We start from the raw sequence: 14,664 nt of genomic DNA, 5'->3' as shown, positions 1-14,664 counted from the left end.
GTAATTATTTTATGGTGTTCATAAAAACATTTGCTCTAAATTTGCATTAGTTCTAATTATAAAAACTTTATGTTACAGAATAGAGCAATTGCTTATACTGCAAGTTGGTTAAATACTTTTTTTTTAAGTTGTATTTTAGCAATAATTATCGTTTTTATTTTAATTTTCTTAGAACCCTTTGATTCTTACTCTAATGACATCCCATATAAAAATTTAAAACTTTTTGGTTATGGATTGTGTGTTATAATACCAATTTTAATTCTACATTTTTTTGAAGAATATTGGTTTAAAAAAAGTAACGGAAAATGGTTTCTTTTTCAGGAATTAATCATACTAATAATAGGTTTATTTTTCATTTCCATATTTTCGTATTTCTACAACACCTATATTGTTAATGACTTAAGCATAAACACTAATTACATGTTGCAATGGACGAAAGAATTTGGAGCACCGTTCATCCCAATATTTATGCCACTCTGGATTTATTTGCGTTTCAGGTTTAGTAAAATTGTAATAAAACCTTTAAGATTAAAAAATCAACCAATAGTAAATATAAAAGGTAATAATCAAGATGAAGAATTAAGTTTTTTTGAAGAAGATTTTATTATGGCAAGGGCACAATCTAATTATGTAGATATTTATTATATAGATAATGGAAGCTTAACAAAAAAAATGATTCGTATGACATTGTCAAAATTAATTATTAATATCCCATCTGCTCAGCATATTCATAGATCCTATTTAGTAAATCCATTAAAAATCGAATCTATTTCAGGAAATACTAGAAAAGGAATTATATCTATGATATCATTAAATGAACCTATACCAATCTCACCAAAACATTTTCTTGCAGTCAAAAAATACCTTCAAAATCGTCCCTGAGTTTCAATTTTAGCCCAATTGGTTCATTTTCAAATAAAAAATTTCAGTTCTATCACAATTGTTTGGTCAATAATCATATGCTTAATTTATTTGCAAAATCAAATAATTTTTGATTAGCGACAAGATGAATTTTGGAATTTACAATCAGGTTGTAGTTGAATGGGTAATTTTTATAGCTTTTATACTCATCCCTATTATTATTTACAGAAACAAAGTGAATTGGAAATGGATAGGCTTAGCAGTTGGAATATTTCTACTTCATAAAATTGTTCTTTTTTTGGGTGTGGATGGCACATATCCAGACCTTATTCCAGGTAGGTATAATTGGGAAGGCAAAATTGCAGCCATTATATTTTTAATTTTCTGCTCTTACATACTTTTTCCAAAAAAGCATGGGGAATGGGGTTTAAGACTATCACAAAACGGGATTGCTAAAAAAGCAGGCATAGTTGCAACCATATTCACTGCGTTAATTGCAGTTGGTCTGGCTTGGTTTTATTTTAGCGGAATAAAAAAAGGAGATGTAAGTGACTGGCTCTATCAGTTAAGTATGCCGGGCATTGAAGAAGAAATCTATTATCGTGGTATTATGCTTTTAATACTAGATAGAGCTTTCCTTCAAAAATGGAAATTTGCTAAAGTAAATTGGAGTTGGGGAGCTATCATTATGATTGGTATGTTCTATTTTACTCATGTTATCCATGTAGATTCTAATTGGAATACCGTTATCATTTGGGGAGATTTCTTACCTGGTTTTTATGGTCTATTATTAATGTATATACGTCTTGCAACAGGTAGTCTTGTTTTTCCAATAATTTTACATGGATGGATCAATGTTGTAGGGTATTTAATTTAAAATAAAAGGTGATTTTTAGTTTGATTTAAATCTTATAAGTTTTTATAAATAGAGAAATTGATGATGTTACGGTAACAATTCAATGGCTTGAATGTATAAAAACATATGTAATTTGTAAATATTTTTCGATTTTAAATGTAAGTTCATTAATAAATATATTCTCTTTAAAGAACAAACGATAGATAATTGGAAAAAAAAACTGGACAGAATCTGAACTTTTATTTAAATGGTAATGAGATAATAAAAACTATTGCCAACACCGTGTATAATTAATTGCTAGGTCACTGCGGACTTACGAAAATTCCGCTGGAATTTTCTATCTGTGATTTGTTTGTTAACTTAGTTGCTTAAACACGCAACTAACCATACACAAACCGTTGGTATGTAATTGCCTGCGGCACGTAGAATCGCGTTTTACAAACGCTGCCCTTCTACTAATTACATACCAACGCCCACTGTTTGTCGCACCTCGCCAATTTTATGTATATTTAGTCGAGTCTACGAGAACTCCGAACGATACTACACACAACAGCGTGTATAGCTAATCAGGCGCAACAATGGCTTTCCGTGAGGCGCGCCTCACTACGCCATACACAGTGGTTACCCACCATTTCAAAAAAACATCCTGCACACCAATTATCTTATGATTTTTGGATACTATTAGCACCAATACAATGCAAAAAACTTCATTTCCTGTTATATACGTTTCAAAATCCAATCAGAAATTAAATTGAGAACTTTTGGAGAGAACGTCTCTTCAATATCAGAATATTCATCCATTTTACCAGTTTTAGCGTTTTGGAACAAATGATTAAGACCTTCGATTTCAATGATTTGATAATCTTTATTTTTTCCTTTGATTAATGCTTCGCGCAGACCATCTTGATTAATCTTTGCTTCTACTTGTGTGTCTAAGCTACCATTTAATGAAAGGACAGGACAATTCACTTTTTCGTATTCATTTGCTGGATTATAATCATAAAAATACCGTACCCATTTTGTGGTTCGCATCGCTACCAAGCTCGTAATAATTTCATTCATTTTACCATCTGGCACACCAAGATTTTTGAGTATGGGAGCAATAGTTTCGTTATAGTGTGCTTTTAATTCAGGTTTTATTTCTGAAACATCCTTATTCTGTTTTGCAATTTCAATTGCTTCTCTAATTGCCTTTTCGTAAACTACCTCATCAGGAACAGGGAATGGACGCATCGTTTTGGACTGAATGACAGAGAGTTCTGTTCCAGAAATTCCAGTTCCAGCAAGAGAAATGATAAAAGCAACATCTTTGGATTTATTGGCTACTAAAGGAGCAATGATACCACCTTCACTATGCCCTATCAAACCAATTTTATTTGCATCAACATCGTCCCTTGTTCTTAAATAATCCATAGCACGAATAACATCTAAAGCAAAATCGTAAGTAGTTGCATTAGAATGATTGCCCGTTGATGCACCAAATCCTCTATCGTCATAGCGCAGTACGGCAATTCCTTGCTTAGTAAGGTAATCTGCCAAAACCAAAAAAGGTTTGTGCTTTGATATAGTTTCGTCTCTGTCTTGCGGACCGCTACCACTTATCAATATTGCTACAGGATATTTTTTACTCCCATTAGGACGAGTAAATGTACCAGCCAACGTTATATTGGCATCCTTATTGGTGAAACTTATATTTTCTTCAAAATAGGAATAGGGTCTTATAGGCTCTTGGGGTCTATTCACATTTGGTGTTTCTAACACCAAATTTCTTGAGAGATTTAGGGAAAAGAAATTTAAGCCTTCAACTAATTTACCGTTAATTAAAGTACGATTGGCATTAAGTTTCCCACTATATTTCATTCCCACATTTGAAAAGTCTATTATTAAACTATCGGCTGTGACTAATGTCTTTAATGCTTTAATTCCATTGACCCTTTGTGTTGGCATATCGACTGTAGTTTGATATGTTTTTCCATCTTCTTCAATATTAAATATAAAATTGAATTTCGTATCTTTATCAACTTCAATAGTACCATTCCATATACCTGTGATATTCTGTGAAAGTGCCGTTAATGTTAGAAAAAATAGGCAAATTGTGATTATGCTTGTTTTCATAGTTTTAATTTTTACAATTAGTATAGAGTATTGCTTGCTGAAATTTTCAGCATAAAATTGTAATTGAATTTTTAATAAAATTGGTCTTTGATTAGTATTTAAGAAGATGTATCTTCAAACTCTTCCAGGATTTGAGATGCAGAATCCGTTACGTTTTTATATTTGCCATATCCCCAAATAGAAAATAAAATTAGAAAAACTGCCATTACAGGAATGTACCAGTAAACCAAATTGATATTTGTAATAAATATGTCCTTTCCTTTAAATATTTTAATAATAACTGGTAAACTAACCACCAAAAGAATAAAATTAAGGTAAACACCAACTTTTTGTGTTAACAGGAATTGTCTTTTCTTTTTAGCATAAGCTATAAGGGTTTCCTTATAATTATTATTCGTTAAGTCTATACTATTCATACTTCTAATGGAACGCAACACGATTAATGGAAGTACAATCAAATAACAAACAGTAAAAATACCAGAGACCAATAAATACCAAGTATTCAACTCAGAAAACCGCGAAATAAGCAGAATAGCCATTATAAAACAAATGACAGCACCTATACCTTCATACTTTGACAGTATACCTATTTTATTTTTATAACGTTCTTTGGTCATTTCCATAATTAACTTATCCGTTAGTTTTTTTTGATTATTCAGTTGGTTGCTCATTTGAGTCCAAGTCGCTTGCATTTCTTCGAATTCCATAAGTTTATTTTTTTATTATCTGTTTGTTCAATTTTTCTTTTATCCTTGCCATACGAGTTCCAATATTACTAGTGGATATACCTGTTATTTTCGATATTTCTTCATACTTTTTTCCCTCTAAATAAAGAAAGACAATTCCTTTATCAACCTCACCGAGTTCTCTAATGTGAGCGTATAATATTTTAAGGCGTTCTTCAAGAACTGGATCGTAATTTTCATTTATCAATACTATTCCATCCAGAGATGTTTTGTATCCTTTTCTTTTCTTATTCTTCAGAAATAACAGCGATGTATTTAGTGCGATGCGATATATCCAAGTACTTAGTTTTGCATCACCTTTAAATGTGCTAAAGGATTTCCATAATTGATATACGATATCTTGATATAAGTCCTTTTGGTCATCCTTATCATTGGCATATAAACTTGTCATTTTGTATAGGATTCCTTCATTATCTTGAATTACTTCTACAAATTTGTTTTCTTGTGTCATAAATTATTCGCTATACTCTATTAGTATATACTTACTTTAAAAAAGCACAAAATATTTCATTTTTTTTAGTTGGCTAAAAATTCTCAATGAGAAAGAGAGAAGAAAAATTGATATATTGCATTTACTAATCACCGAAATAATTGAAGTTTATACATTACGAAAAACTAAAAAACTTCTGTAAAAAACGGTGGGTAACACAGTATATAACTCATAGCTATTCAGTTGCTTAATCGAAGTTATAGCATATTTGGATAGTCGCCAAATTTTTAAATTTTGACGATTTCCAATAAAAAAGATGAATAGTAAAATTTAAAAATCTGGCTTGTGCTTAATCCGAAAATAATTTTATAATTTACACGCAACGAGCCATACACAAAAACGTTGGTATGTAATTGCCTACGGCACGTAGAATCGCGTTTTCCAAACGCTGCCCTTCTACTAATTACATACCAACGCCCACTGTTTGTCGCACCTCGCCAATTTTATATATATTTAGTCGAGTCTACGAGAACTCCGAACGATACTACACACAACAGCGTATATAGCTAATCAGGCGCAACAATGGCTTTCCGTGAGGCGCGCCTCACTACGCCATACACAGTGGGCGTTAGCAATAATTAAAAATTGTATTGGCTCTATTCAATAACTTAACGCAACAAATCTAAAATCATAGATTTGTTATCATGAAAGTAAAAAAACACAGACGACTTACCCTCAAAGAAAGAATACAAATTGAGACCCTTTTAAATGAAAATAAGTCAAAAGCTTACATCGCCAAAACTCTTAAAAGAGCACGCTCTACAATCACTAGGGAAATTAATAAATGGGTACAAAATGACAAGGATAAATACTCCGCTGAATTAGCTAATTGGAATGCTAAAGACGACTACCTAAACAAAAGAAATACCGATAAAATATCTGTTCATAAAAAACTTAGAATTTATGTTTTCAGAGGGCTATTATCAGACTGGACTCCAGAACAAATATCGGGTAGACTAAAAGAAGAATATCCGAACGATCCTATAATGTCTATTTCTCATGAATCCATATACAGATACATTTATACACAACCACAAGCTAGTCTAAACAAAAAGCTTATCAAACTACTCGTTCGTAAAAAACAAGACGTAGACCGCCTAAAAAAAGACGGGGAACTGGAAGTAAAATTAGCAACCAAGTCAGTATAGACAATAGACCAAAGCATATTGAAAACAGAATTGAAATTGGACATTGGGAAGGAGATTTAATAATTGGCAAGAACCATAAAAGTGCTATAGGAACCCTAGTAGAGCGAAAAGCTAGATATACTATTATTATAAAATTAAACGCTAAAAAAGCCGATGAAGTTGCTAAAATGTTTTCGCTTAAAATTAATCAATTAAACAAAATATTTAAAAAATCAATGACATACGATAACGGAATAGAAATGGCAAGACACGAAAAAATAACTCAAAATACCGGCATGAAAATTTTCTTTGCTCATCCCTATTCTTCATGGGAAAGAGGTACTAATGAAAACACAAACGGACTCATTAGAAGATACCTTCCAAAGGGAACAGACTTTAACCAAATTGATGAAAAATTACTCATGTCAATTCAAGAAAAACTTAACAACAGACCAAGAAAAATTATAGGCTTTAAAACACCCCAAGAAATTATGGATTCTGAACTAAAAAAGGTAGCTTAGTAGCAACAAAAAAAAAGCAACTTTTGTTGCGTTAGAACCTTGAATGCAGCTTGGTCTCTTAAATTATAAGTTTTAATCCCTTTAAAAAAATTTATCCTTTTAAATTTCAAAAAACAGCTTGAAACAGATAAAAAATAAAGGAGAGCTAATATGTTTTATTTTGAGAAATTAATGATGATGAAAAATATAATAATAGTTTTATTCATTCCGTTTTTTGGATTTTCTCAAGAAACAGAACAAGTAACTTCTGCTTATAGTTCGGAATCATATATGGCACATAGATATTTAGAATGGGGAATGTTTGAGGAAGCTATTAAAACTCAAAAAAAACGCCATAGAATTATGCAAACTTGATTTAGAAGATGAAGATTTAAAATTATGTGAATTAAATGGAAAGTATGAATTATTATTAATTTACTCTGAAATAGAAGATTACAATACTGCCTTTGACATTGCTTTTAAGATTGATAAAGAAATTAAAAGAGATGCTTACCCTGAATTAGAAATTAATGTTAAAGAAGAATTAGCCAAATTGAATTTTCTAAATGGCAATTATGATAAAACAATTCAGATATATAATATATTAAAAGAGATCAATCACAAATACAAATTACAATATCTAAAAAAATTAGGGGAAACTTATTTTTTGATTGAAGATTATGAAAATGCTTTATTAACCTACGAAGAATTACTACGCGAAACTACTAATGGTTACAAAGAATATAATTTAGAATCCGTTTTATATCTCAAAAGAATTCTTCTTTTACAAAAAGCGATTGGAAATGAACAAAGTTATTTCGAAATGATCTTTGTTTCTAATAAAGTTATTGACGAATTAATTGAAAAACATATAAATGAATTAACCTTATTACACAAAAATAAAAGCGTATTTCAAAATACATTAAACACAAAAATGTATCAAATTATTTCTCTTCATATTGACAAATTAGAATTAATGTTATTCAATGAGTCACAATCATCACTAGATTATGTCATAAAAATTGAAAACCTCATAGATTCATTTGAATTTGATAGAAAAAAAGATATCATAACTTTTTACCCTCATTTTTATAAAGTGATTAGTGACACGTATTTTGCCAATGAAAATTATGAATTATCATTAACTATGTTATCAAAAATTTTAAAAGATGAAAAAGAAAGCCTAACAAATTATAATGTATCACGCGAGTATTACCCCAGACTAAAACAATCATTTAAACTATATTATGCAACCTACAAATACAATCAACTATTTGAACAATTAGTTGATTATAATAAATACATTAATGATAAGATTTCAAATAATTTAATGTTTAAAACAGAAAAGAATAAATCTGATTTTGTAGTCAATATTTTAGATAATGATTTAAACCAATTTTCAAACTTTAATTATGCTACTAATAACAAATATGATAAGGGAATAATCCATTCCATGAATAACATTCTCACCAGTAAAGGGTTATTGTTAAATGCAATTAAAAATATTTTAAATCAATTAAAAACTTTAAACGACGAAAGTATTAATGATAAAATATTGCAATTTAGATCTAAAAGAACTTTTATTAATTCGCAACTACAGTTACCAATAAGTGAACGTGCAAACAACTTTACAAAACAAAAAGACAGTTTAGAAGAACTAGAAAGAGAAATCATTACACTTTACACCACAAATTTTAAAGAAGAAATAAATTATGTAAAAGATTGGCAGAAAACACAACTAAAGGAAAATGATATTGCTATAGAATTTACACATTTCAAACTCCATAAAAAACAATTAACAGACAGCACAATGTATGTCGCGTACCTCTATAAAAAAAACTGGAAAATCCCAAAAGTGGTCAATCTTTTTGAAGAAAAACAACTCAAAAAACACTTTTCTATATCTAACAACCCTAATAATTTATACAAAACTAGAGGTGCCATCGCTACATCTAACAAAACCGATGTAGCCGTTGCAGATAGCATCTATAATTTGGTTTGGAAACCTTTAGAAAAATATATTGATAGTAGCAGTACCATCTATTTTTCTCCTGATGGTTTGTTGCATAGAATACCTTTTGCTGCTTTACCAAATAAAGATAATAAGTTAATTGGAGAATTGTATGATTTAAAACAAATGGGAAATACCGCAGACATTAACACTAATAAGAAACAACCTAACCTAAATGACATTTTACTAATTGGTGGTGTAAAATATAATTACAATGTAGATTCCACAAAACAGAAAAAGAAGTTTATCAATAATTATTTAGAAAAAAAAGAATTATTGGATTCTACGCAAAAGAGAGAGATTTATAGAAATGGTTTTGCGTATTTAAAAGGAACAGAATTAGAAATAAAGAATATTAATAACTTATTAGGCAACTCTAAACAACTTTCTGGGTATAATGCCACTGAAACTGCTTTTAAAAAATTGAGTGGCAATAGTCCTTCTGTAATACATATTGCTACTCATGGATTTTTCTTTACAAAACCAAAAAAAAATGAGACATTAGATCAGCAAAATAATTATCAAAATTATGAAAACCCTTTATTAAGATCTGGCTTGCTTTTTTCAAATGCAAATTATGCTTGGCAATATGGCAACAATCCATATGAAGAAGATGATGGTATTTTAACCGCTTTAGAAATCTCTAACCTCAATTTAAAAAACACAGATATTATTATATTAAGTGCTTGTGAAACTGGGTTAGGAGATATTAACGGATCTGAAGGAGTGTATGGTTTACAAAGAGCATTTAAAATGGCAGGTGTAAAAACCATTATTATGAGTTTATGGCCTGTCTCAGATGCAGAAACTGCTGAGTTTATGAACCTATTTTATACCAATTGGAAAATCTACAACAGTCCTAGCAAAGCTTTTAAAGAAGCACAACAGCAAATGATGATTAAATACAGAGATGAACCTGAAAAATGGGCTGCTTTTGTATATTTTGAATAAGTTTATAAATAAACATAAAACAAATACCAATCTAACGCGAAAATGATAGAAATATTTTAAAAAAAACTGGCAAATTTGCCCCCTAATAATTGAAATTCTAATCATACTTTAAATATGAAATGAACAATGTTATCTAATATTAATTATGAAACAAACACTTTACATTACAGAAATGTTTTACATGCTTAAATTTCCATAATAATAATTTACAAGATAGTTTTCTTTGGTGTGTTTTAGTGTATTGCAAATAGAGTATAAAACACCTAAAATGTAACAATAGCAACGTAGAAATTTAATATATTTTTCTTTACCCCACTATATATTGGAATATTAAGTAAATGACAAAAAATAAAAAACTATTGCTAGTACTCGCCTACTTGGAAATTCCTTCGGAATTTTCTCAGGTTCGTATTTGTTTACTAATTTAGTTGCTTAAAAATCAATTTTAACCTGTAGCCATATTTCAGGACTAGACATTAATACAAATCGTTTACCAATGATAAAGTTCTTTAGAAACATTAGACAAAAATCACTCTCTGAAAACAAGTTCAGTAAGTATCTGATTTATGCAATCGGCGAAATCATACTTGTGGTTATTGGAATTTTGATTGCACTTTGGATTAATAATGAGAATCAAGAAAGAATTTACGAGAAAAAAGCAGAGGTTATTTTAAAGGAAATTCAAAGGGATTTGAAAAAAGATATTGAATCATCTAAAGAGGTTGTTAATACATTTATCACCTGTGACTCAATTGCTAGGCTATTATTATGGAATAAGCTTACTCCCTATGAAATGTTTGGTTTCCCTGACAAGAGGAAACCTTTCGAAATTGTATATTATGAGATAACATTCAAAACCTCTAATAATGGCTATATTAATTTTAATAGAAACCTAGACAACATGCCAACTAAATACAATTCTATTTCAAATGATTTAAAAGTTTTATATGATAAAAGAAGAATGGAGGTCCAAGATAATAATGCAAGGATAAAATCAACTGTTTTGGAAAATCTCGATGAGGTCAATAGTTTTGATTGGCATGTAGAGAGTATAAAAATGGGGTTACCAGATGAAGCAAAGAACTATTACATGCGAGATTTGGAGTTTAAAAAACAATTATTAAAGTATATGAATGGTATTAAAAATGTTTTTTTTGCGACTGAAGGCTACAAACGAAAAGCTATTTATGTACACAATGAAATTTCCAAAATTCTGAATATTGATGATTATATACCCTATACCCCTAGTTTCGAATCTGCTATAGATTCTATAGACGGAATGAATATTCTTGGAAAATACAAATTAAAGGAATCAGTTAGTCCTTTATCTCCAAAAATCATAGAACTCAGGAAAAATGACAATATGTTGAAAGTTTATGGAGAAAACTTTCCTGAATTTAAATATTATTGGCATGATAAAAACACTTTTTTGGGTGTGTTGGAGACTAATAACGTGCTGACTAATATCACGTTTAATAAATCAAAAAATATAGAGTTTTATGTATCAGGAAGTAAAAGCGCTTATGCTTATTATACCAAAGTAAATGACTAATAAAATTATCTAAAATACTTTATTTAGAGCTTTACTTTATCCCTTTTGAGTTTGACACTAATTTCCTGCTCTCTAGAGGAATTAAATGACCCATCTCTAGAAGAGAATACTGTATTTATTTCAGCTGTAGACCTCTCTAGCTATTTTGAACCATTCAATTCAAATCATCCTGACGAGGTATTAATGCCTTATCGCGTGAGGCTGTTGTTTTATTAAATAAGTAATCTTACGCAAAAATAACGAAAGCACAACAATGTATAACCGCAATTACGGCGGATTCGACTACGCACGAATCCATTCGGAATTGCGAGCGTTCCTGCTTAACCTAAAAGAAGTAACTTTAATCCCGAAACTGACGGTTATACGAGACCGTTGGTATGTAATTTGACCCGTCCTGAATAAAGGCTACATAATTTTAAACATTATGTATAAAAATGACAAAGTAATTAGACGGTATTCAGAACCTTTTAAACTGAAAATTTTAGCCGAACTTACAACCGGAAAACACACAAAAAGCGAACTTTGTAAACTCTACTCTATTGCACCTACAACAGTAAATGTGTGGATTAAAAAGTATAATCGTAAAGACTTAATGAACACCAGAGTAAAAGTGGAAACAAAAGACGAAATATCTAGAATTAAGGCACTTCAAAAAGAGGTTGAACAGCTTAAAAAGCTACTACTTAAAAAGGATCTCGATGCTATGGTAAAGGATTGTTATCTTGAAGTAGCAGCTGAAGATCTAGGTTACAAATCTATCGCTGAACTAAAAAAAAAGTTAAGTATAAAGCCCTAATCAAAGCTAAAGAAAAATCTAAGGAATTTGCTTCTTTAACGACTATAACTCATTGTTTCGGACTTAAACGTGATGCGTATTATAAATACAAATCTAGAGCTGACAACCGTTTAAAACTAGAACAAAAGATTATTAACATAGTCCGAAAAAGACGCAAATCCCTTCCTAGAGAAGGCGTACGTAAACTTAAGATATCATTAGATAAGGAATTTACAAAGGCCAACCTTAAAGTCGGTAGAGATACACTATTCAATGTCCTTAGAAAACACAATATGCTTACACTTAGAAAGAAAACTAGTGCCAAAACAACTAATTCTTATCATCGTTTTTATAAGTATAAGAACATTATAAAAGATATAGAAATCACAAAACCTAATCAAGTTTGGGCTTCTGATATTACATACATTAGAACCGTAAAAGGATTTTGTTATCTGGCACTAATTACGGACATGTATTCTCGTAAAATAGTAGGATACGACCTTAGTGACAGCCTAGAACTTAAAGGATGTGTTAGAGCGCTTAATAAAGCTATATATCAAGCGAAAGATATTAAACAACTTATTCATCATTCAGACAGAGGTATTCAATATTGTAGCAATGTATACACACAAATACTTAAAAGAAAAAAAATAGACATTAGTATGACAGAGAAAAATCATTGTTATGAAAACGCAATGGCAGAGAGAGTTAACGGGATTTTAAAAGATGAATTTTATCTTGATCAAACCTTTACAGACGTCGCTCACGCGAAAAGAGCCACAAAAAATGCAATTAACTTATACAACGAAATAAGATTACACTTATCTTTAGATTATAAAATACCAAATATGGTATATAAATTATCAGCTTAATTCAATTTTAACCTGTAGCCATATTTCAGGACAAGACAATTGTCTGCGGCACGTAGAATCGCGTTTTCCAAACGCTGCCCTTCTACTAATTACATTCCAACATTTCGTTCAAAACTCTTATTCTCCTTCTTGCAATAACCAAAAAATAAAAAAATTGAATAAAAATTCCTGAAAGTGTGATTTTTTAAAAAGTTAGCGAATAATAAGTAAACTAACTTATTATAATATGGCAACTAGAAAAATTATCGGAATTGTATTTTCAGTTATAGCAATTCTATTTAGCATAATCTTCTTAATACAATCAGACTTAAATATTAATTTAAAAGAATATTTTGATTATTCTTTTAAGAGTTATTTCAGCTTATCCTATTTTAATCAAATATTACCTCTAATTCTTTGTTTTATTCTTTTGTATGGAGGTGTTTTATTAATTATAAAGCCAATAAAATCTAATCCAGTTTTAGCCTTATTCGGATTTACTGTACTTGAAGAAATTGTGTTCAGTTGGTTTGGTTTAATTTCTATTGATTTTCCAATCTATATTGTCGTAATATTTTTTTCTATTGCATTACTAGCCTTATGGATTGCTTATTCAGACACTATTAACCAAAAACATTTATCCCTAAAAGAAGGAGTTTCTAGTTTAATTATGGGAACTCTTATCAATGCTCTTTCTTATTATTTATAATTTTTTTCTAAAAAAGTGTGATTTTTTATCCTGCATTGCGAATAATATATAAAACAATCAAAGTAATGAAAACGCTATTTTTTAAAATCATTTTAGTAGCACTTTATATTACAAGTAATTCTGGCATAGCACAAAATGATTCAAAGCAATTTGAGAAAGTTCAAAATGAAATTATAAACCTTATCAACTTACCAAATCCAACGTTTAGTCCAGATATAGTTCCTAATCCTATGACGCCAGAAGCAATTGCTGATTTAGGATTTGAACAGACTTATAAAAACGTTCCTCAGGAGTTTAGTATGAGAGACGGAAAGAAATTATTTTCTTATGTCTATAAAAATAAAAGTAAAGTAACAATCATATTACTTCACGGAATCCTTTCTAGCTCATATTTAATGAACCAAACGGCTGGATTATTAAAAGAAGCAACGAATAGTGAAGTTGTAGCTTTAGATTTTAGAGGTCACGGACAATCAGATGGAAAACCTGGCGATGTAGATTATATCAATCAATATGCAGATGATTTAGAAGATGTTATTTCGGCGATTAAAAAAGAAAAACCGAATCAAAAAATAATTCTTGCAGGACACTCAATGGGTGGCGGAATAATTTTGCGATATGCTATGAAACAAACTAATCCTAAAATTGATGGATATCTTTTATTTGCTCCTCATTTAGGTGTAAACTCTCCAACTTTAAAGGCAACAAATTCAGTAGAAGAACAAGCTTTTATCAAACTACATATAAATAGAATTATTGGATTAAAAATGATGAATGCTATTGGAGATACAACACATAATAATCTTCCAGTATTGTTTTTTAATCTTCCAGAATCCATGCCAGTTACAAAATATAGTTATCGTGCAAACGAAAGTATGTCGCCATTAGATTATAAAAAAGGATTAAATGCCATAAACAAACCTTTATTGGTTGTTGTTGGAAGTAAAGATGAAGCTTTCGATACGACTAAATTCACATCAGCAGTAACCAAAAATAGTAAAGGAAAAGTAGCTATTATAGAAGGTGAAACTCATAATGGAGTTTGTCATAACAAGAAAACAATGGAAGTAATTTCACTTTGGACAAAAAATCATAAATTACAATAGTGTAATCACTTAAA

The 14,664-nt window shown here is 30.0% G+C and carries 15 protein-coding genes; 12 read left to right on the top strand and 3 right to left on the bottom strand.

Going from position 1 to position 14,664, the window contains the following annotated elements; genetic code table 11:
• The first annotated feature begins 69 nt into the window (after positions 1-69).
• Both WPG_RS11360 and WPG_RS11355 read left to right on the top strand, forming a co-directional pair.
• Positions 70-882 (top strand): LytTR family DNA-binding domain-containing protein, encoded by an 813-nt coding sequence (locus WPG_RS11360; protein WP_045472665.1) that lies wholly within the window; start codon positions 70-72, stop codon positions 880-882.
• Positions 883-1,006: 124 nt separating this feature from the next.
• Positions 1,007-1,738, top strand: a complete 732-nt coding sequence (locus WPG_RS11355) for a CPBP family intramembrane glutamic endopeptidase (protein WP_045472662.1) — start codon at positions 1,007-1,009, stop codon at positions 1,736-1,738.
• 696 nt (positions 1,739-2,434) lie between these two features.
• Here the strand turns inward: WPG_RS11355 and WPG_RS11350 are convergent.
• The 3 genes from WPG_RS11350 to WPG_RS11340 all read right to left on the bottom strand — a co-directional run bounded on the left by WPG_RS11350 (position 2,435) and on the right by WPG_RS11340 (position 5,029).
• Positions 2,435-3,832, bottom strand: a complete 1,398-nt coding sequence (locus WPG_RS11350) for an alpha/beta hydrolase family protein (protein WP_045472659.1) — start codon at positions 3,830-3,832, stop codon at positions 2,435-2,437.
• A gap of 98 nt (positions 3,833-3,930) precedes the next feature.
• A complete protein-coding gene (locus tag WPG_RS11345; RefSeq protein ID WP_045472656.1) occupies positions 3,931-4,539 on the bottom strand; it encodes a hypothetical protein in 609 nt (202 codons plus the stop codon).
• A gap of 4 nt (positions 4,540-4,543) precedes the next feature.
• A complete protein-coding gene (locus WPG_RS11340; protein WP_045472653.1) occupies positions 4,544-5,029 on the bottom strand; it encodes an RNA polymerase sigma factor in 486 nt (161 codons plus the stop codon).
• Between the two features lie 683 nt (positions 5,030-5,712).
• On the opposite strand from WPG_RS11340, the gene WPG_RS17515 reads away from it, so the two are divergent.
• The 10 genes from WPG_RS17515 to WPG_RS11300 all read left to right on the top strand — a co-directional run bounded on the left by WPG_RS17515 (position 5,713) and on the right by WPG_RS11300 (position 14,650).
• Positions 5,713-6,216 (top strand): IS30 family transposase, encoded by a 504-nt coding sequence (locus WPG_RS17515; RefSeq protein ID WP_052471246.1) that lies wholly within the window; start codon positions 5,713-5,715, stop codon positions 6,214-6,216.
• Positions 6,195-6,716, top strand: coding sequence for an IS30 family transposase (locus WPG_RS17790; protein WP_084221568.1), 522 nt, complete (start codon positions 6,195-6,197; stop codon positions 6,714-6,716). Before WPG_RS17515 ends, WPG_RS17790 begins: the two co-directional genes overlap by 22 nt.
• A gap of 177 nt (positions 6,717-6,893) precedes the next feature.
• Positions 6,894-7,070: a hypothetical protein gene (locus WPG_RS18220; RefSeq protein WP_171817177.1), complete on the top strand. Its 177-nt coding sequence runs from the start codon at positions 6,894-6,896 to the stop codon at positions 7,068-7,070.
• On the top strand, positions 7,018-9,657 hold the full coding sequence (locus WPG_RS11325; RefSeq protein ID WP_045472648.1) for a CHAT domain-containing protein: 2,640 nt from the start codon (positions 7,018-7,020) through the stop codon (positions 9,655-9,657). The genes WPG_RS18220 and WPG_RS11325 overlap by 53 nt, the downstream gene beginning before the upstream one ends.
• A gap of 496 nt (positions 9,658-10,153) precedes the next feature.
• A complete protein-coding gene (locus tag WPG_RS11320; RefSeq protein WP_144374462.1) occupies positions 10,154-11,209 on the top strand; it encodes a DUF6090 family protein in 1,056 nt (351 codons plus the stop codon).
• 45 nt (positions 11,210-11,254) lie between these two features.
• Positions 11,255-11,425, top strand: a complete 171-nt coding sequence (locus WPG_RS18215) for a hypothetical protein (RefSeq protein ID WP_171817176.1) — start codon at positions 11,255-11,257, stop codon at positions 11,423-11,425.
• A 208-nt stretch (positions 11,426-11,633) separates the two neighbouring features.
• Positions 11,634-12,005, top strand: coding sequence for a transposase (locus tag WPG_RS11315; protein ID WP_045472257.1), 372 nt, complete (start codon positions 11,634-11,636; stop codon positions 12,003-12,005).
• Complete coding sequence (locus WPG_RS11310) at positions 12,005-12,856, top strand: IS3 family transposase (protein WP_045472642.1); 852 nt, start codon at positions 12,005-12,007, stop codon at positions 12,854-12,856. Before WPG_RS11315 ends, WPG_RS11310 begins: the two co-directional genes overlap by 1 nt.
• A gap of 226 nt (positions 12,857-13,082) precedes the next feature.
• A complete protein-coding gene (locus tag WPG_RS11305; protein WP_045472640.1) occupies positions 13,083-13,544 on the top strand; it encodes a hypothetical protein in 462 nt (153 codons plus the stop codon).
• A 65-nt stretch (positions 13,545-13,609) separates the two neighbouring features.
• Entirely contained in the window at positions 13,610-14,650 is a 1,041-nt protein-coding gene (locus WPG_RS11300) for an alpha/beta hydrolase (protein WP_052471244.1), read from the top strand.
• The last annotated feature ends 14 nt before the right edge of the window (positions 14,651-14,664 follow it).

The organism is Winogradskyella sp. PG-2 (assembly GCF_000828715.1).
Classification (GTDB): domain Bacteria; phylum Bacteroidota; class Bacteroidia; order Flavobacteriales; family Flavobacteriaceae; genus Winogradskyella.
Note: the sequence above shows the minus strand (reverse complement) of the source record. Positions and strands in the feature narration are given on the sequence as shown.